The following is an 18,763-nucleotide window of genomic DNA, read 5'->3' on the forward strand; positions in this document are numbered from 1 at the left end:
AGGGTCGGCAATTTTGCCATGTTTATTTTTGCTCATGCCATTCTCCACCGCGTTTTGGCTTTAAATGACGAATTATAACGGAGTTCCAATTAGTATTCAATCTTCATCCACCCTTAAAAAATGACATCTTCCGCCATCTCCGCCATCTCCGCCGGCAGGACGCCTTTTGGTTCATAGATTTCCCGCCGGTAGGCAGCTATCATTTCCGCCATCTCCGGCTTTAACAAAAACACTAACCTGATCAACAAACATTAATTATTCACCTCACTTGCTCACTGACAATAAATTTTATTTCGTTATCCCCCTGATACATTGCTGCTTCATTATCCTTATCCGTCATTGTATTTTGCAAGGAAGAAACATCCGGTAAATTGCCGTTTACTGTGGAACGCCATCCAATAGTGTCCAGGGGATTCATTCATACAACCGTACATTCAATTCATATAATTCCATCTCGGTCAGATACATGCTCTATCTTTTTCATCACTTGCTCACAGTGTTCACAAGCAGCCGGTCCACTGACTGCAAATTCTTATTTTCAGTGTGTATAATGGATATGTTTAAACGAAAATTCGTATGTAGGGAATCAATTGCAGTAAATATAAAACACAAAAGCCGGCGCATGCATATTGACCAGTTTGCCTTCCTCCTGAAGTAACTGCATATAATTCGTTAATTTCTTTTGGGCTTTTTCCATTTTCCCCATACTTAAATACCCTTGTACAATCTGCAAATGGTTCATCAAATCATGCCGATAATGCCGGAGCAGTTGTATGACCTCTTTTTCCTCCATTTTCCTCCCCCCCAATAGTAAAGAAAGTATAGCAAATATAAAGTGAAACTTCCATCAGTTGGGATTTTGGCCAGGCGAATGTACGTTGACATGGATTTGGCGGTTTTAGTAATCGGTCCTGATTTCCCTGGTGATGAAAATAGCCTAAAGAAAAGCAAAAAACTCCAGCCAAAACAGACTGGAGTTCATTTATTGAAAACTAAGGCTATGCTTCCCTGGCAACCGGATAAACACTGACTTTTTTACGGTTACGGCCAATGCGCTCATACTTTACAACACCATCAATTTTGGAGAACAGCGTATCATCTCCGCCGCGGCCTACATTTACACCCGGATAAACTTTTGTTCCACGCTGACGGTAAAGGATACTTCCACCGTTTACCGTTTGGCCATCGGCGCGTTTGGCACCAAGGCGTTTCGATTCTGAATCACGACCGTTCTTTGTGCTTCCGGCACCTTTTTTCTGTGCGAAAAACTGCAAATCCAAACGTAGCATTATACTGCACCTCCCTGCTGTTGAATGCTGATAAATTCACTCAATTGTCTTCAGGGAAACAAGCATGCCTTCCAGCAGGAGCTGGGTTTTTTCCATCATTTCACCTGATATGTTATCAGGCACCGTCACCTGAAGGAAACCACCCTCATCTCCCTGTTCAATTTCCAAATCTGCACCGCTTAATGTCAGGGCCGCATTAACGGCTCCAAATGATACAGCCGAAGCGCCTGCACATACTAAATCATAACCATAAGGTCCGCTATCAGCATGCCCGGACATTTCGAACTGTTTAATTTGGTTGTTTTCCCGGTTCACATTGACATTGATCATATCATTACCTTCTATGCATTGATTTTATCAATGACTAATTTGGTATAAGGCTGACGATGACCCTGCTTGCGATGATAATTTTTCTTTGGCTTATACTTAAAAACAGTTATTTTCTTCTGACGACCCTGTTTTTCGACTTTTGCCGTAACGGATGCACCGTCAACATATGGGGCACCAACTTTAACATCGTCACCACCGACGAACAAGACTTTATCAAACGTAACAGATTCGTCTGTATCAGCTGCTACTTTTTCGACATAAATCTCCTGTCCTTCAGTAACTTTAATCTGTTTACCGCCTGTTTCAATAATTGCGTACATCATTGCACCTCCCTAATGACCAAGACTCGCCATGCAGGTATCCCTATTGTTCAAAAAGGAATTTAAAAACCTGTTCTGAGCGGTTGTAGCACTGGTGCTACGTTGATTAACGTATAAATATTATCATGATATAAAACCGCTTGTCAAGATGGAAAAAACGCTGACGCGTCTTTTCATATGCCAGAGGTCAGAGGCCGGAATGGAAGAAATCGGTGCGTTAGCCGATTTCAGTATTGAAAACGTCATCCGTAATTTTATACTTTCTGGTCGATATTAAAAAATCATTACGATACATAACTGACCAGCTCACCAATCGGTTTTCGATAGTTCCGTTCATGAAAATAACTGTACAGACATTCTGCCTCGCTCATTGATTGTCGGGTATTCCCCGGAAATGTAACATAGACTGTATGGTTTTTATCCCGGCGAAAGCGATTGAAAACATCCATCAAACTGGTATTATACGTTACTTCAATTGTATGAATACGATTGAAATGGTTTTTGCCTTGATAACGCTGCAGCAGAAATCGCATAAATACATAATAACGGTGTTTCCAGTCCTTTCCATTTTCCATCAGCAGAAATGTGAACAGGAGAAATGCACTAAGCGTGAACGGTACCAATAAAAGCAATGCAACAATCACGATCATATTGATACATATTGATAGAATGATAGCACAATCATACGCTTTACGATATGGAAATAACTCTGAAAAAAGCAGCAATACAAGTTTGCCGCCATCCAGCGGCCAAATAGGCAGCAAATTGAATAATAGGATCACAGTGTTATAAAAAAAACCCATCTCGACAATTGACGGCAAAACTGCATGGCTTCCGGATAAAAAAAATAATACCAAATAAATGAATAGATGTTGGATCGGGCCTGCAATTGTGACCACTACTTCCTCATGAAACGGTCTTGTCCCATTTTCATCGGTTTGCATGACACCGCCAAACACCCATAACATAATACCGCGAATCCGCCACCCAAACCATTTTGCAGCTGTAAAATGACCAAGTTCATGAATCAATACAATCACTAATATTGTCATCAGTTCAATAAATGTACCAGTCAAAAACGAAATGATGATAAAAATTAATAAAATCGGGTGTATGTGGACTGGAGGCAACAAGTTATTGAGAGTCATCAACTTGAATCACCTGTACAGGATCCACATAATCATTATCTTGTTCAATAGCGAAATAGACATTCTTATTTTCATCATCCGGAGTGAACACACCGAGTTTTTGGCCACTGTCAATGAACTGATATAAATGGACATCAACAGAACTTAAATTGCCGTAAACGGTTTCGCTATTATCAGGATGCTGCACAATAACAGTCTTACCCGTTTCGGTATCATTTCCTGCAAACGTAACAACACCACCCTGTAAAGCTGAAACGTCCGATTCCTCCTCGGGTGCAAGCATAATCCCTGTACCATTGGCTTGAAAGGTTTCTGAAACAGTACCATTAACCGGAAATGCCAAAGCTTGTCCATCCTCACCAGAATCAGACGACAATGCCATTGGTGCACCAAACGTGTCCTGATACCATTGATTTACCCTGGCAAACGGAAATTCCTCTGTCAGTGCGTTTGCGGTCCATGTTTTAGGTTCGGAAAACAAATCTGAATCAGTCTGAAATAACAACCCTGCTCCAAAAAAAAGCATAATTGATAAGATTCCTTTAACCGCAGCACCGGAAATTCGCCGATTGGTACGCTTTGCCGAATCCGTGTGATCAGTAAAAACAGGGAAGTAACCATGTTTTTCTTCTTCCTGTGGAAAAGAAGATGGCATGATTCGTTTTGGTGATGTTTGTTCGGAAGTGATACCGCGCATTTTTTTTCGCTGATTAATTGATTTTCTGACTTTTTTGACGCCTTTATTCATTCTGCTCACAACCCTTTGATACTTTTGTACAAGTGTATGAGTCAGAAGCAGAACTTATGCCAGCTTATAAATGAAACAAGCTGAGTATTTCGTAATTAAGAGCGTATTCCAAAAAACTTTTTCACCTTTTGAAACATGCCTTTTTCATCATCGAGTGATTGAAGTGGTACGGTTTCTCCCAGTATTCGCCGGGCAATATTCCGGTAAGCTACTGAAGCTTTGGAACTTCCCTCAAGTGCAATAGGCTCCCCGGTGTTGGACGCCTTAATAACGCTGTCATCATCAGGTACAATACCAACAAGGTCAATCGAAAGTATTTGAATTATGTCATCAATATCCAGCATATCACCATTTTTCATCATATGATTTCGGATACGATTAATAACCAATCCTGGCGAGTCAATCTCCTCGTTTTCCAATAGACCGATAATGCGATCAGCATCTCTGACACTGGATTTTTCAGGCGTGGTTATAACAATTGCTTTATCCGCTGCTGCAATTGCATTTTGAAATCCCTGTTCTATTCCTGCCGGGCAATCGATAATGATATAATCATAGGTTTGCTTCAATTCCTGAACGATTTTTTTCATTCCATCCGTTGTAACGGCCGACTTATCGCTGGTCTGAGCTGCGGGTAAAAGGGCCAAGTCGTCAAATCGTTTATCTTTGATCAAAGCTTGTCCGAGTTTGCAGCGCTCTTCAATGACGTCCACGATATCATAAATAATCCGATTTTCCAGACCCATTATGACATCAAGATTGCGCAGGCCAATATCCGTATCAATCAGGCAGACTTTTTTCTCCATCAGCGCTAAGGCGGTACCAATATTTGCAGTGGTGGTTGTTTTACCTACGCCGCCTTTACCGGAAGTAATTACTATTGCTTCACCCATTCAGCATTCTCCTTTCAAACCCGCTTATATCTTTTCGCTTCTGGGAAAGAACCTGCAGCCGGTCAATGACAATTTTATCCTGTTTTTCATCAATGAGTCCGCATTCCATATAGACACCTTCTGTTTCATAATCAGGTGCACGGCTTATATAATCTGCTATTCTCAGCTGACTTGGTTTCATATAAGATGCGGCTATGACCGCCTCCCGATCATCATTTGCCCCGGCATGTGCAATGCCAAGCAGACTGCCCATAATAAATACATTACCGGTTGCGATAACCTTTCCCCCAGGATTGACATCACCAATCAATAACAAATCGCCGACATTTTCAAGGACCTGACCAGATCGTACAATTCTATTAATCACTTTAACGTCGCTATTTTCTTTCCAGCTTAGAGCGTCGTCCTGGTGTATAACATTTGAGTCAAAGGAATCAATCGTAAAGCGATTTTTATTCCCAATCAGCTCGCGTAACTGCTCTTTCTGGCGCTCATTTATATACCGATCCCCTAATTTTACAGTCACCGGGACAACCGGTTCATCTTTTTTGGGCTTATACTCTGAAAGCTTGTCGGCGAGCTCATGTATGACATTATCAAACGTTCCGCGGTCATCAATGAATAGTGTCAACCCATCTTTTGTACCTTTAATCGTAATCGTTTGGTTTCCTTCTAGCACGATACGTTCACCTCAATATTTCACCTTGACATTGCGCACGACTAAAATTGACTGCTGGCTGATATTTGTTCCTCTTTCCACTTGACTAGCCGTTTTATCGTGAATGGATACAAAATCAGCAGAAAAACAATATTAGCCATCACTGTCGGCACCAGTCTATAAACTAAATAATCCTGCCAGGCCAATTCAGCTATTCCTGTAACTGAAAAAATGAAATTGATAAATATTTCAGCCAATATCAGGCCTGCAGTCCCCAGTAATAGCGTTACAAAAAAATTAGCATGCAGTAATTTTGTCATCCCATGAACCAAATAAACGCCTAAAGCGTAGCTGAACATGTAAACACCTAAAACCCCGGTATAGACAATATCGATTAAGAGTCCAAACAACAGGGCGTAAAAAACTGAAAAATAGGTGTCCTCCCTATCATAAAAAATAGCAATAAGAATGAGAAACATAAAAACCCAATGGGAGACAAAAACAAAATCACCTTTCAAAAGTGAAACCGGCAATATATCCAGGGCGACACCTTCCATAACCAGCAGCACAAATAAGAAAAGCAGAATCAATAACCGTTTCATTATGATTCATCCTCCTCAGATTCTCCTGAGTCACTATCATCAGTCTGCTGGCGCTCAACGACTATGACATTATTGATATCGTACATATCAGCCACCGGTTCAACAAATGCCGTACGGGTTAACCCATATTGATCCGGTTTGACCTCTTGCACTTCACCAATTGGTAAACCAGCCGGGAAAACACCACCCATTCCTGAGGATAAGACTAATTCCCCTTCCTCCAAGTCATCACCGGACTCTTCTATGATTCGAAACAGCAAATGATCTGATTCCTGATCATATCCTTCAATCATACCGGAAATATCATCGCCTTCTTCCCGGGAAATGGTTGCCGATATACGATTAAATTGGTCGAATCCAGTCAAAAGTTTCACTGTTGATGTAAGTTTTGATTCGGCTTCCACCTTACCGATTAACCCATCAGCCGTAATAACCGCCATATTTTCCCTGACACCATGCTGAGTCCCTTTATTGATCGTCACTTGTTCAATCCACCGTTCGGGTGACCTGGACATGACGGTAGCCTGAATCGGGTTATAATCACGAATTGATTCGGTTTTGTCCAATGTTTCCCGCAGTTCGTTATTTTCTTCTTCTAATTCCTGCACCTCATACTGAAGACTTTTATATTCTGCAACTTTTTCACGCAGTATTTTATTTTCATCATAAGTATTCCTGATATCATCAATGTTTTGAAAAATACCTGTTACATAATCAACAGGCGTGTGTATGATGTTCTGTGCCCATCCAACTGTATCTTTAATGAACTGTTCAACCATTGTTTCATTTTCTCTATCCTGTAATGAATAACCGATCAATACGACAAGAATGATGATACCGATTAACAGGATAAATAATCTTTGTTTTTGAAAAAACTTCATGTCAACACCTGCTTACTCAACAGTAGGACGGGAAGATACATTCGGATGGGAACGGAAATGATGAATGTATTCCAATGATTTACCTGTTCCGATTGCTACACTTTCCAGCGGATCTTCCGTAACAAATACAGGCATTTTCGTCTCATCACTAATAATTTTATCCAGGTTTTTTAAAAGCGAACCACCGCCCGATAGGACGATTCCGCGATCCATAATATCAGCAGACAGTTCGGGTGGCGTTTTCTCCAATGTATCCTTGACAGCTTCCACAATGTTTTCGACTGTCTCATTTAATGAAATGGCTATCTCCCTTGATGTAATCGTTACTGTCTTGGGCAGACCGGTAAGCAAATCACGACCGCGTATATCCATTTCAACATTTTCTGTCACTTCACCTGCAACACCGATATCCATTTTAATCGATTCAGCTGACCGTTCACCAATCATCAGGTTATAATGTTTCCGAATATAATTTGTAATCGATTCATCCATATTATCGCCTGCTGTACGAATGGAACGGCTTGTCACAATACCACCAAGCGAGATAACCGCAACTTCTGTTGTCCCGCCGCCAATATCGACAATCATACTGCCGGTTGGTTCCCATACAGGCAAACCGGCGCCAATAGCTGCCGAAAAAGGCTCAGCAATCGGAAAAGCATCCTTAGCACCGGCTTGTTTCGTTGCATCAAGCACAGCACGTTCTTCCACCATTGTAATACCTGATGGCACACATATCATGACATTTGGCTTTTTAGCAAAAAGCGATCTGCTGGTCATTGCTTTTTTGAAAAAATATTTCATCATAACAGCTGTTGTATCATAGTCAGCAATAACACCATCTTTCATCGGCCTGACAACCGAAATATTCCCGGGAGTCCGGCCAATCATATTCCTGGCTGACTCTCCGACTGCTTCAATCTCACCTGTTTCAATATTTTTGGCAACAACAGTCGGTTCACGTACAACAACACCCTTTCCTTTAACAAAAACGAGTGTGTTGGCAGTACCCAAATCTATTCCTAAATCCTGAGATAAACTGAACCTCACCAAAACAATCTTCCTTTCCCGAATAACAAACTCTTACATTTGCAGCTTCTATTTATAAGTTTTACAGTCACTTTAACTTCAATGCTTCATTTTAAACATGTTTTATCGGAAAGTAAATAAGCACATTTTCCGCAAAGCACGATAAGCGCCAATCTCAGGTCAAAAAAAAGAAACTGGCGCTAATAATGACGTCTATTCAATTATACGAAAAAAATAAAAAAATAGATAGTGTTTATAAGTATCCTTTTTCTTTAAGCGAAATAAATTTCCGATCACCGATTACCAGATGGTCCAAAAGTTCGATACCAATCATTTTACCTGATTCAACCAGACGTCTGGTTACATGAATATCCTCCTGGGAAGGTGAGGGATCTCCGGAAGGGTGGTTATGTGCGCAGATGATCGAAGCTGCTGAACGTTTAACAGCTTCCCGATAAATTTCACGCGGGTGTACAATGGATGCATTTAAACTGCCAATAAAAATCGTTTGTCTGTGGATAATCTGGTTCTTCGTGTTTAAAAATAAAACAACAAAATGTTCCTGGCTCAAATTTCGCATTTCTTCCATAACATAGTCTGCCCCGTCTTCCGGTGAGCGAATGACATATCGGTCATCAGGCTTATACTGATTCAGTCGTTTCCCCAATTCCAAAGCGGATAACAGCAGCACACCTTTAGCGGAACCAATACCTTTAATAGCTGTCAGTTCTTCAATAGTAGCATCTTTTAATAAATTCAAGCCTTCAAAATGCATGAGAACCCGATTAGATAAGGACATCACGGATTCGTCCTTCGTTCCGCTGCCAATCAGGATGGCCAGCAGCTCCTGGTTGGATAAGTGGCTTGGCCCAAAATTCAGCAAACGCTCGCGTGGGCGATCTTCTTTGGGAACATCTTTTATCATAATGGTCGGTGAGCTCATTTACAGTCCTCCCTAAGCTAAGATACGTCTATCGTATCTGCTCATCTCTCATTGGACAACTTTGTAAAAAAGCATTTTCACCTGATTTAAATGTTTCATTTTTTAAAAACTCTCCGGCTAAAATTAAATTTTCCACCAAGGGATAGCCTGCATAACACAAAAATCCTCATTTTTCTTTTAATCCGGCTCCATGTAATCATTGTAAGACCAACTGACTAAACTGTTCCAATAGATTTAGCAAAATGACCCGATCCTGCCATATATCCGCTTCGCCCATCTGCTGGTGCTGTTCCCTTAAAAATTGAGTGAAATCAGTGATTTGCTCAGTGTTTTCCGGGATTTCACTAACAACATCTGCCCATGCATCCTGTGAAAGCTGATTGCCATCACTAACAGCAGCTAACGCACCATTCCATTGCTCTTCAAACATTTGAAGCCATTCCTTTTCCTGAGGCGGGAGTTCAAGATCGCCTGATGGCACTCCCCATTCTGTCACGTAAACTTCAAAATCATCTTCAGCAAACGTGCTTGCCAGCTGTGTCCCCTGCTCCCTTGAGTTGGTAATGCCTGCTATGACAAAGAAGAAATTATCTTTTTCCCAGATCATAGCTGGAAAACCTGTCTGTTGAAGTGCGGCCGCCATTTCATCAGCATTCGCTTTTTCACCGAACTTGCCGGCCTGCAGGATAAATGGATTAATAGCCTCAGTCGTAACCGGAGACGTTTCCTCATTTCCGCCTGAGTTATCATTCCCTCCTTCATCATCCGTACTATCTCCCTCGTCATCCTCACCACCGGCTGCAGCAAGAGGAGGAGAATCCCCTTGCCGGCTTATATCATCATTAATATCAACAAACATATTCAACATGAAGAAACCTAATATGGAACCGACGATAATAGCAGATAGGGCAGCAAGTAAAAACGGTTTAAACATTTTGAACCTGGGCTTTCGGGTAAAATAGATCTCGTTGTCAGGATCGTCACTATCCTGTCTAATGAGTTCAGGTATATCGGAATCTTCTATTGTAGCAGCATGTTCTTTATTAAATTCTTTAATCGAATATTTTTCATCCGGCTTGGTATCATGATGCGTCAGATTTGTCTTTTTGCCATTCATCCGTATTTCGATTTTTTTACCTTTACTCAACTATTTCCCCTCCATATGCCAGTTTGTTCAACTCTAGCACATGGATAGTAAAAAGTAAGGCGATTATTGTCTATCTTCCAAAAAAAACTTTCAACATAATACAACAAAAGCGAAAAATGTCCTGGTGAAGAATTTTTCAGGATGTTTCTAAAGCTTCCTGGTTATACACAGCGACTCTATTTCTCCCCTTTTGCTTTGCTCCGATATACATGGCACGATCAGCATGACGAATGAGTTCACTCGGTGTTTCACAATCTGATGGATACGTGGCAACACCTATACTGGCTGTTATACGAATATCAATTGGATGGTTTAAGTCGAGCATATGGTTTTCAATATTAAATGATTCGCTAAATATATCGGAACGCAATGTTTCTGCCATTTGCACCGTTTCAACCAGGTCAAAATCCGGCAGAAAAACAACAAATTCTTCTCCCCCATACCGTGCAGTGACCCCGTTATTACCAGTGGCTGCTTTAAGCCTTTGGGCAACCTGGGCTAATATTTCATTTCCCGCTTCGTGACCATATGTATCATTGACATGTTTAAAATGATCCAAGTCCAGAATAATTAAAGAAGCCGGCTTTACGATACCTTCACGTTTCATTGTGTCAAAGTGATCCTCCAGCAATCTCTCGATATATGTGAAATTATATATATTAGTCAGACCATCTTTTTCGCTGTTTAATTTTGCCGTTTCATAGTTTTTGGCGTTTTCAACTGCGACACCAAGATAACCCGTTAAAATGGTCATCACCCGCAAGTGCATCTTCTCAAAAGCATTTCGGGCTTTCGATTCAAGCGTTACAACGCCGATAACCGTATCACCATATTCAACCGGGAGTGATAATACACTTTCTGTATCTGGAAATATTTTTTCACTTTTAATATCTGACCAGTTAGAAGCATTTTTATACAAGAGAGGTTTTCCACTTCTCAATACAGTTCCGCTGAATCCCTCCCGACATTCAATTACCCTGAACGGCGCATCTGTCTGATGGTGAACATCTTCAAATCGTTCCAAAACCAGCCGGTCCTGATTTGCCATAAAAATATAGGCATAATCAATCGGTAAGAGATCACTGATTTCCTGGATGAACACATCATAAACATTAGTCAGTTCCATACGGTTTGTCAGTCGATGGCCAATATCCCCTGTTTTCTCGAGAAAGCGGTTAATTTCCTGATACGAGTAAAGAAGCATCAGAATAATTGAGATAAAAACAAATGGAATACCTAAGTAAAAAATCCCAAATATGCCAATTTCTGTATATAATACAAATAAAACAAACCCGACAGGTATTGTCATGGAGGCTGAAATAAACTCCCATCTCAGACCTTCGTCAAATATTTTCACCTTACGATTGTAAAGCACTTTTTCCAACAGTTTATTAAGAAGCGTATTGAAAAGAAAGATGGAAATGGCATATCCGAAAACAGCTGCAATTTGGTCCTCACTTTGTGCCGAAATTGTCTCATGACTGCCCCCGAGTAAGTTAAATACAGCTGCTGAAATGACTGATACAATGGAAAACATGAGCATATTCAGCGGGTATCGGTACAAGTCTTTCTTACCGGCACCAATTTTAAGCAGAACAATCACGATGGCTAACAATGTCAATATAATTTCGACAAAAAGACCAAAAATAAGAAAAACAGCCATGCTTATCCCATTAACAAAAAAAACGGGATTATCTTTGATTGTTATCGGAAACCAGGCAACAATTCCGAGAAATAAACCAAACAGGGATATATCAACGATGTGATTTTCGATATTGACATAATAATGATGATAAGACAGCCACAAAATTACTGGCCAAAAGATTAACCACAACAGCCATATGAAGATAACTTTTCGTTTTGTTACCATTTATTGACACATCTCCCAGCCCATCGAACCATTTTTCGCAATTTCTTCTGCATTTTAATCGTGACTTATGACTTATAGTTTAAAAATTTTCGAATAATTACAGTTTACTACAAGCCTGCTATTTCTTCAAAATATTTCCTCACAATTGCAATAAAATGTAATGAGCCGGTGACACAATAACACATGTTATCCTGCTGACAGCTGATTTGTTCAATTGCTTTTTGCCAGTCGCTCATCCATAGCGCATTTGGATGGTGCGTGACTTTTTGAAGCTGTTCATATCCGGCAGCCCGGGGATGGTCAAATGTCGTCAATGTAACCGAATCAAAATGAGGTTCCAGCTCAGCCAGCATTTGTTTTAAATCCTTATCCTTAAATGCAGCAAAAACGAGGTGTTTTTCCATATCAGAAAAATAATCTGTCAGCGTATCTGTGAAAGCCTGTACACCCGCAGGATTATGAGCACCATCCAGTATGATAGCCGGTTTGGTATGAATCTGCTCAAAACGGCCGGGTATTCGGGCAGTGGCTAATCCGGTTATGCAAGCATTCCAATCCAGTGCAACCCCGTTATCCTCAAGAATCACTAGCGCCATTATGGCCAGGGAAGCATTTTTTATCTGATGGATACCGGCTGTATTTAATGTTATGTCCATACATTTCCCGGGAGCTGAGAGCCATTGAAATGTTTGGCGTGAATTCATTATGTCGCCAATTTGGTACTGAAAAGATTCAGCAGCCGGATAGAGAGGTGCATGTTTTTTCGAGGCTTCTTCAGTTATGACCGATAATGCCTCTTTATACAAGTCTCCGGCAATGACCGGTCTGTTTTCTTTGATAATGCCGGCCTTATGATAAGCAATGGATTGGATGCTTTCTCCCAGAAAATCCGTATGATCCCGCTCGACATTTGTTATAATGGACAGAATGGGGATAAAACAGTTGGTTGTATCTTCCCTGCCGCCCATTCCGGCTTCAATTAAAGCAAAATCAGCGTAATCGGCAAAATATAAAAAAGCAATCACAGTGATGATTTCAAATTCTGTCGGATGATTAAGTTCTGCATCCAGCTGCTTAATAAACGGATGGATGTCATTAACATATTGAATCAAGGCTTTTTCTGAAATCCTGTCATTATTGAGCAATATATGACCTGTTAATCCTTCAAGACTCGGAGAATTAAATACACCGATCCGGTAACCATTCGACAACAATGCATTTTTCAGGTAATGAATGGTTGAGCCTTTACCATTGGTTCCGGCAACATGAACAGCATTCATGTCTTCCTGTGGGTTACCGAGCAGCTGCAATAATTTATGTATACGTTCCAGTCCCGGTTTCACACCGTATTGTTTCCGTTCCTGGAAGAAAGCTTCAATCTGACTGAAATGTTCAAACATCATAGACACCGCTTTTCGTTTATATTTACTCTAAACAGCATCATTATAGCAGTAATCAATTACAATTTGCATGCAGAAAGGAAGACGTCAGTTGACTTTGTATGGTTGGATTATTTATAACGGCTACTTGCCGGGCGAGAAATTTCTGGATTTTGCCGAATGGATTCAGCAGGCTGCAGCCAAACAGCATATTGAAACGACCATTTATAAAAATAATGAATTGTTAGCTCTTCTCGCTACTGAATCAATGAATGTGCTCAGTGCAGGAAAAACCAAATGGCCTGATTTTGTCGTTTTTGCTGATAAAGATATCTATTTGGCAAAGCAGCTCGAATTATTGGGGGTTCGCGTCTTCAACACCTCGGAGACCATTGCGGTAAGTGACGACAAGATTGCCTCATATCAGTTATTGGCATCCCATCATTTACCCGTTCCGAAAACGGTTATTGCACCAAAAGCGTTTTATAGTATTTCGGATAATCCGATTGATGACTATTATCAGGCTATAGAGGTTTTGCGGTTTCCTATGATTGTTAAAGAAGCATTCGGTTCGTTTGGTGAACAAGTTTATCTCGTTCACTCAACAGACGAATTAGCTGAAAAAATCGATCAGCTTCAAGGACGTCCGTTCATGCTTCAGGAATTTATTGCTGCCAGCTCCGGAAAAGATATGCGGCTGCATGTCGTTGGTGGTAAGGTTGTTGCTGCTATGACCCGTCATGCGCCAAACGACTTCCGGGCAAATGTAACGGCAGGTGGAACGATGGAAGCTTATCAGCCCACTCCCAAAGAACGACATACGGCTGTCAAAGCAGCTGAATCGATTGGTGCCGATTTTGCCGGTGTGGATTTATTGTTTGGAGCTGATAACGAGCCGATTGTATGTGAAATAAACTCGAACGCGCACATCCGTAATATGTTTGACTGTACCGGGATTAATGTTGCTGATTTTATCATGGAGTATATCAAAATGACGTTAAAGTGAGGGTATCACTATGAAAGGCTGGCTTATTTATAACAAGACCGATGCAAAACAGAATGAATCCTATATTGATTGGTTCCGGGAAGAAGCACACCTGCAAAATCTCTCGCTGCAATTGATTCTGCGCGAGGATTTAACGGTTGGCATCATGGATAACAAGCCTGCCGTCATGCTTCAAGACAGACCAGTGGAATTGCCTGATTTTGCTGTTATTCGAACGATTGAACCGTTTTTAAATTATCAGCTTGAATCATTCGGTGTAGCAGTATATAATTCATCGGAAACAGCGTTCATTTGTAATGATAAAGCACGGACACACTTTCATATGAGCAAATTAGCAATCCCTATGGCAGATACAGTTTACATTTCATCAAAAACAGGATTGCCCGCGTCACCTCCTTTAGCCTTTCCGCTTGTCGTCAAGAACGTCAGCGGCAGAGGAGGGGCGCAGGTGGAAATGGTAAAAAACCCCCAGGAATGGCAGCATCTGCAGCATCACCCGTCAACGGAAGATCTGGTCATTCAATCAGCAGCGAATATACAATCCGGGAAAGATGTGCGGGTATTTGTTATCGGCAGCGAAATTATCGGAGCAGTTATGCGTGAAAACAAACATGACTTCCGGGCAAATTACAAGCTCGGGGGTAGCGCTTCATGGTATCCCCTTAATACACATGAAATAGCACTGGTCAAAGACATCTGTGAATCTTTCCGGTTTGGGATGGTCGGCATCGACTTTCTGCTGAATCATGACGGCAGGTTTATTTTCAATGAAATAGAGGATGTCGTCGGTTCCCGCACACTGAGCGCCGTAAGTGACATTAATATTCTGCAAAAATATCTCGCATATATAAAAAGCGGAAGCCCCACCTGAACTTCCGCATTTTTATTTTAGGCTGTTTTACAAAAGATTGTTGTTCTTGCCACAAAATCAAAATCATAGACTGCGACACAAGTGCTATGCTGATTTCCGTTCCGGCCAGTCGCTTTCCGGGGGCAACGCTTCAGCCTCCTCGGAAGAAAACCGCTTCCTGCGGGGTCTTCAGCCGTTGCTTTCCCGCAGGAGTCGACTGGCCTCCACTCCAATCAACACTCACAAGAGGGGTTTAATTAAGCAACACAAAATGGATTAGAAAGTTCAACCAGCGCAGGAAATACGCGGAGACTCCTGCGGGAAAAGTGACTAACGTGAGACCCCACAGGGCGAATGCCCGAGGAGGCTCACGGGTCACCCGCGGAAAGCGGAGCGTATTTCCGGAGCGGTGTCTATGCACTCAACTTTTTCAGTGTTTCGCAGTTGATATCATCTGCCTGGTTAAAAAACACCGAGTTTACGAATAGAGCCTTATTTTATGATTTTAGCTCTTCAAGCCGCGCTTTCACTTTTGCTTGCTTTTCCAGATAATCTTTTTCTTTCTGTCTTTCGTCGTCAACCACTTGTTGTGGTGCTTTGTTGACAAACCCTTCATTCGCCAGTTTTTTCTGGACACGTTCCACTTCTTTTGTCCATTTCGCCAGTTCTTTTTCGAGCCGTTCGATTTCTTTATCGAAGTCAATCAAGCCTTCAAGCGGCAGGAATAACTCCGATCCGGTGACAACCGCTGACATCGCTTTGTCAGGTGATGCAACATCTGTGGCAATGACTAATTCACTTGGATTGCAGAAACTTTCCAAATAACCGCGGTTGTTTTCCAGTTCAGCGGAGATGGCTTCATTTTCGGTTTTGATAAAAAGTTTGATTTGCCTGGACATCGGCGTATCCACTTCAGCCCGGATATTTCGCACTGACTTAATAATGGAAACAAGCCGCTTCATTTCGCTTGACGCAGTTTCATCATGAAGTTCCTCTTTTGCTTCCGGCCATTTAGCAACGGTAATTGACGCGCCCTTATGCGGGAGCTGCTGCCAGATTTCTTCAGTGATGAACGGCATATATGGATGGAGCATCCGCATCGTTTGGTCCAATACATAAGCAAGAACTGATCTGGTTGTCTTCTTTTGCGCCTCATCATCACCATACAAAGGGAGTTTCGCCATTTCAATATACCAATCACAAAGTTCATCCCAGATAAAATTGTATAAATGACGTCCCGCTTCACCAAATTCATATTTGTTCGTATTCCTGGTAACGTGATCAATTGTTTCATTCAACCGCGTCAAAATCCACTTATCCGCCAGGGATTTTTCTCTGTTCAAATCGATATCCTCATAATCGAAATCTTCCATATTCATTAAGGAAAAACGGGAGGCATTCCAAACCTTATTGGCAAAATTCCACGTTGCTTCAACTTTTTCCCAATGAAAACGCAAATCCTGCCCGGGAGTCGAACCGGTCAACAGAAAATAACGCAATGAGTCAGCCCCGTACTGATCAATAACATCCATTGGATCAACACCATTGCCAAGTGATTTGCTCATTTTTTGCCCCTGGGCATCACGAATCAGGCCATGAATCAGCACATCTTGGAAAGGCCGCTTACCGGTGAATTGTTTTGACTGGAAAATCATCCGTGCTACCCAGAAAAAGATAATATCGTATCCTGTCACAAGCACATCAGTCGGGAAATACCGCTTGAAGTCTTCTGAATCGTCATCAGGCCACCCCATTGTTGAGAACGGCCACAAAGCTGATGAAAACCACGTATCAAGCACATCCTCATCCTGTTCCCAGTTTTCACTATCGGCCGGTTCTTCTTTGCCGACATACAATTCGGCGGTTTCTTTATGATACCAGGCCGGAATGCGATGCCCCCACCAAAGCTGACGGGAAATACACCAGTCACGGATATTTTCCATCCAATGCAAATAAGTCCGCTCGAATCGATCCGGAACAAAATGAACTTTCCCATCACTATCCTGCAGTTCAATGGCAGCATCAGCAAGTGGCTGCATATTGACAAACCATTGTGTCGACAAATATGGTTCCACAACAGCACCGCTCCGTTCAGAGTGCCCGACCAGATGTGGATGGTCTTTAATTTCAAACAACACACCCTGATCCTGAAGGTCTTTTACAATTTCCTGACGGCACTCGAATCGATCCATTCCTTGATAGCGGCCTGCATTTTCATTCATTGAGCCGTCTTCATTCATAACCAGCACGCGTTCAAGATTGTGTCGATTACCGATTTCAAAATCATTTGGATCGTGGGCAGGCGTTATTTTCACCGCACCTGAGCCCATTTCCATATCAACATATGAATCAGCAACAATTTCCATCTCACGTCCGACAATTGGCAGCACCACCGTTTTTCCGATCAGATGCTGATAACGCTCATCATCCGGGTGAACGGCTACTGCTGTATCGCCAAGCATCGTTTCCGGGCGGGTTGTTGCAATTTCAATTGTTTCACCGGTTTCTTTTATCGGGTAATGCATATGATAAAACTTGCCCTGGACTTCTGCGTATTCGACTTCGATATCGGAGAGAGCTGTCCTGGTAGCCGGATCCCAGTTGATAATATATTCACCGCGGTATATCAGACCTTTTTCATACAGGCTGACGAACACTTCACGGACAGCATTGGACAGTCCTTCATCAAGTGTAAACCGCTCTCTGGAGTAATCAAGACCCAGACCAAGTTTTTCCCACTGCGACCTGATAAAATCGGCGTATTCTTCTTTCCAGTCCCAGGAAACATCCAAAAACTTATCCCGGCCAAGGTTGTGACGGTTTTCACCTTGTTCCTTCAGCTTTGCCTCCACCTTTGCTTGTGTAGCAATTCCGGCATGGTCCATACCCGGCAGCCATAACACATCATAGCCTTGCATTCGCTTCATCCGGGAGATCGTATCCTGCATCGTTGTATCCCATGCATGGCCCAAATGCAAGCGGCCTGTTACATTTGGCGGTGGAATAACGATTGTGAACGGCTCTTTTTCCTTATCGCCTGTTGCCCGGAAAAAATTCCCATCAACCCAAAATCTGTAACGGTCTTTTTCGATTTCATTCGGATTATACTTTGGTGACATGGCTGTTTTGTTTTCTTCATCCATCATGAGTTCCTCCCTATAACACTTATTTAACAATAAAAAAATCCTTTGCATCCCGAAAAAGGACGAAAAGGATTTGTTTTCCGTGGTACCACCTTTGTTCACAGGCAGAAAGCACCTATGCACTCATAGCATGATAACGGTCAGCAACCGGCTTCTTCTACCGAATTCAAAGAAGCAGCTTCATGGGCGACCTTCCAGAATCATTTTCCCGGGAAATTCCCACCAGACATTCCCTCTCTATAGAGTAATCATTCTGTACTCTTCCCACTCATCGCTTGTAATGATTGTTATTAATCCCACATGTGACGCATGTAACTGTATAATTTGTAACTAATTTTACCGTTTTTACATAACAAAATCAACTATTAGAATAAGAATGGCACAAAACAGCCTGTTATATACATACAATATTAGAAAAACTCAGGCCTAGCCTTATCTTTTCAGAGATCAGATGCCGGAAGTCAGATTTTTAGAAATCGGCGAGGCAGCCGATTTCCGTATTGACAACGTCATCCGAAATTGTGTAC

Annotated in this window: 19 protein-coding genes and 2 other annotated features; of the genes, 2 read left to right on the forward strand and 17 right to left on the reverse strand. The window is 41.8% G+C overall.

Annotated features, from left to right (window positions below; genetic code table 11):
• Positions 1-113: 113 nt before the first annotated feature.
• The 16 genes from Len3610_RS20815 to Len3610_RS08215 form a co-directional block, all read right to left on the reverse strand.
• On the reverse strand, positions 114-248 hold the full coding sequence (locus tag Len3610_RS20815; protein WP_255259842.1) for a hypothetical protein: 135 nt from the start codon (positions 246-248) through the stop codon (positions 114-116).
• Between the two features lie 338 nt (positions 249-586).
• Positions 587-793 (reverse strand): Spo0B domain-containing protein, encoded by a 207-nt coding sequence (locus Len3610_RS08145; protein WP_176447509.1) that lies wholly within the window; start codon positions 791-793, stop codon positions 587-589.
• A gap of 205 nt (positions 794-998) precedes the next feature.
• Positions 999-1,289: a 50S ribosomal protein L27 gene (gene rpmA, locus Len3610_RS08150; protein WP_176447510.1), complete on the reverse strand. Its 291-nt coding sequence runs from the start codon at positions 1,287-1,289 to the stop codon at positions 999-1,001.
• Between the two features lie 36 nt (positions 1,290-1,325).
• On the reverse strand, positions 1,326-1,619 hold the full coding sequence (locus Len3610_RS08155) for a ribosomal-processing cysteine protease Prp (protein ID WP_176447511.1): 294 nt from the start codon (positions 1,617-1,619) through the stop codon (positions 1,326-1,328).
• A gap of 11 nt (positions 1,620-1,630) precedes the next feature.
• Entirely contained in the window at positions 1,631-1,939 is a 309-nt protein-coding gene (rplU, locus tag Len3610_RS08160; protein WP_176449594.1) for a 50S ribosomal protein L21, read from the reverse strand.
• 12 nt (positions 1,940-1,951) lie between these two features.
• Positions 1,952-2,034, reverse strand: a sequence feature (ribosomal protein L21 leader region).
• A gap of 189 nt (positions 2,035-2,223) precedes the next feature.
• On the reverse strand, positions 2,224-3,087 hold the full coding sequence (locus tag Len3610_RS08165; protein ID WP_176447512.1) for a site-2 protease family protein: 864 nt from the start codon (positions 3,085-3,087) through the stop codon (positions 2,224-2,226).
• Positions 3,074-3,835: a M23 family metallopeptidase gene (locus Len3610_RS08170; RefSeq protein ID WP_176447513.1), complete on the reverse strand. Its 762-nt coding sequence runs from the start codon at positions 3,833-3,835 to the stop codon at positions 3,074-3,076. Before Len3610_RS08170 ends, Len3610_RS08165 begins: the two co-directional genes overlap by 14 nt.
• 95 nt (positions 3,836-3,930) lie before the next feature.
• Positions 3,931-4,728 (reverse strand): septum site-determining protein MinD, encoded by a 798-nt coding sequence (gene minD / locus Len3610_RS08175; protein WP_176447514.1) that lies wholly within the window; start codon positions 4,726-4,728, stop codon positions 3,931-3,933.
• On the reverse strand, positions 4,721-5,407 hold the full coding sequence (minC, locus tag Len3610_RS08180) for a septum site-determining protein MinC (protein ID WP_176447515.1): 687 nt from the start codon (positions 5,405-5,407) through the stop codon (positions 4,721-4,723). The genes minD and minC overlap by 8 nt, the downstream gene beginning before the upstream one ends.
• Before the next feature lie 41 nt (positions 5,408-5,448).
• A complete protein-coding gene (gene mreD / locus Len3610_RS08185; protein WP_176447516.1) occupies positions 5,449-5,988 on the reverse strand; it encodes a rod shape-determining protein MreD in 540 nt (179 codons plus the stop codon).
• On the reverse strand, positions 5,988-6,869 hold the full coding sequence (mreC, locus tag Len3610_RS08190) for a rod shape-determining protein MreC (protein ID WP_176447517.1): 882 nt from the start codon (positions 6,867-6,869) through the stop codon (positions 5,988-5,990). The genes mreD and mreC overlap by 1 nt, the downstream gene beginning before the upstream one ends.
• A 12-nt stretch (positions 6,870-6,881) precedes the next feature.
• Positions 6,882-7,922, reverse strand: coding sequence for a rod shape-determining protein (locus Len3610_RS08195; RefSeq protein ID WP_176447518.1), 1,041 nt, complete (start codon positions 7,920-7,922; stop codon positions 6,882-6,884).
• 229 nt (positions 7,923-8,151) lie between these two features.
• Complete coding sequence (gene radC, locus Len3610_RS08200) at positions 8,152-8,841, reverse strand: RadC family protein (protein WP_176447519.1); 690 nt, start codon at positions 8,839-8,841, stop codon at positions 8,152-8,154.
• A gap of 196 nt (positions 8,842-9,037) precedes the next feature.
• Complete coding sequence (locus Len3610_RS08205) at positions 9,038-9,988, reverse strand: SPOR domain-containing protein (protein WP_176447520.1); 951 nt, start codon at positions 9,986-9,988, stop codon at positions 9,038-9,040.
• Positions 9,989-10,124: 136 nt separating this feature from the next.
• Complete coding sequence (locus Len3610_RS08210; RefSeq protein ID WP_176447521.1) at positions 10,125-11,858, reverse strand: sensor domain-containing diguanylate cyclase; 1,734 nt, start codon at positions 11,856-11,858, stop codon at positions 10,125-10,127.
• A 107-nt stretch (positions 11,859-11,965) separates the two neighbouring features.
• Positions 11,966-13,261 carry a bifunctional folylpolyglutamate synthase/dihydrofolate synthase gene (locus Len3610_RS08215; protein ID WP_255259843.1) on the reverse strand — a complete coding sequence of 432 codons (1,296 nt, stop codon included), beginning with the start codon at positions 13,259-13,261 and terminating at the stop codon, positions 11,966-11,968.
• An 88-nt stretch (positions 13,262-13,349) separates the two neighbouring features.
• Here Len3610_RS08215 and Len3610_RS08220 point away from each other — a divergent pair, with 88 nt between their 5' ends.
• A complete protein-coding gene (locus Len3610_RS08220) occupies positions 13,350-14,243 on the forward strand; it encodes an ATP-grasp domain-containing protein (protein ID WP_176447522.1) in 894 nt (297 codons plus the stop codon).
• A gap of 10 nt (positions 14,244-14,253) precedes the next feature.
• Positions 14,254-15,114 (forward strand): ATP-grasp domain-containing protein, encoded by an 861-nt coding sequence (locus tag Len3610_RS08225; RefSeq protein ID WP_176447523.1) that lies wholly within the window; start codon positions 14,254-14,256, stop codon positions 15,112-15,114.
• 476 nt (positions 15,115-15,590) lie between these two features.
• On the opposite strand, the gene Len3610_RS08230 is transcribed toward Len3610_RS08225, so the two are convergent.
• Positions 15,591-18,236: a valine--tRNA ligase gene (locus Len3610_RS08230; protein ID WP_176449596.1), complete on the reverse strand. Its 2,646-nt coding sequence runs from the start codon at positions 18,234-18,236 to the stop codon at positions 15,591-15,593.
• A 55-nt stretch (positions 18,237-18,291) separates the two neighbouring features.
• Positions 18,292-18,517, reverse strand: a binding site (T-box leader).
• Positions 18,518-18,763 lie beyond the last annotated feature (246 nt).

The sequence above is a fragment of the Lentibacillus sp. CBA3610 genome (assembly GCF_013373365.1).
In the GTDB taxonomy this organism is placed as follows: Bacteria; Bacillota; Bacilli; order Bacillales; family Amphibacillaceae; genus Lentibacillus.

Excerpts from the sequence above, each read along its gene's own strand:
- Len3610_RS08145 (WP_176447509.1), bottom strand. The coding sequence starts at position 793 with ATGGAGGAAAAAGAGGTCATACAACTGCTCCGGCATTATCGGCATGAT.
- minD (WP_176447514.1), bottom strand. The coding sequence starts at position 4,728 with ATGGGTGAAGCAATAGTAATTACTTCCGGTAAAGGCGGCGTAGGTAAA.
- rpmA (WP_176447510.1), bottom strand. The coding sequence starts at position 1,289 with ATGCTACGTTTGGATTTGCAGTTTTTCGCACAGAAAAAAGGTGCCGGA.
- Len3610_RS08215 (WP_255259843.1), bottom strand. The coding sequence starts at position 13,261 with ATGATGTTTGAACATTTCAGTCAGATTGAAGCTTTCTTCCAGGAACGG.
- Len3610_RS08225 (WP_176447523.1), top strand. The coding sequence starts at position 14,254 with ATGAAAGGCTGGCTTATTTATAACAAGACCGATGCAAAACAGAATGAA.
- Len3610_RS08165 (WP_176447512.1), bottom strand. The coding sequence starts at position 3,087 with ATGACTCTCAATAACTTGTTGCCTCCAGTCCACATACACCCGATTTTA.
- radC (WP_176447519.1), bottom strand. The coding sequence starts at position 8,841 with ATGAGCTCACCGACCATTATGATAAAAGATGTTCCCAAAGAAGATCGC.
- rplU (WP_176449594.1), bottom strand. The coding sequence starts at position 1,939 with ATGTACGCAATTATTGAAACAGGCGGTAAACAGATTAAAGTTACTGAA.
- Len3610_RS08230 (WP_176449596.1), bottom strand. The coding sequence starts at position 18,236 with ATGGATGAAGAAAACAAAACAGCCATGTCACCAAAGTATAATCCGAAT.
- mreC (WP_176447517.1), bottom strand. The coding sequence starts at position 6,869 with ATGAAGTTTTTTCAAAAACAAAGATTATTTATCCTGTTAATCGGTATC.
- Len3610_RS08210 (WP_176447521.1), bottom strand. The coding sequence starts at position 11,858 with ATGGTAACAAAACGAAAAGTTATCTTCATATGGCTGTTGTGGTTAATC.
- mreD (WP_176447516.1), bottom strand. The coding sequence starts at position 5,988 with ATGAAACGGTTATTGATTCTGCTTTTCTTATTTGTGCTGCTGGTTATG.
- Len3610_RS08155 (WP_176447511.1), bottom strand. The coding sequence starts at position 1,619 with ATGATCAATGTCAATGTGAACCGGGAAAACAACCAAATTAAACAGTTC.
- Len3610_RS08170 (WP_176447513.1), bottom strand. The coding sequence starts at position 3,835 with ATGAATAAAGGCGTCAAAAAAGTCAGAAAATCAATTAATCAGCGAAAA.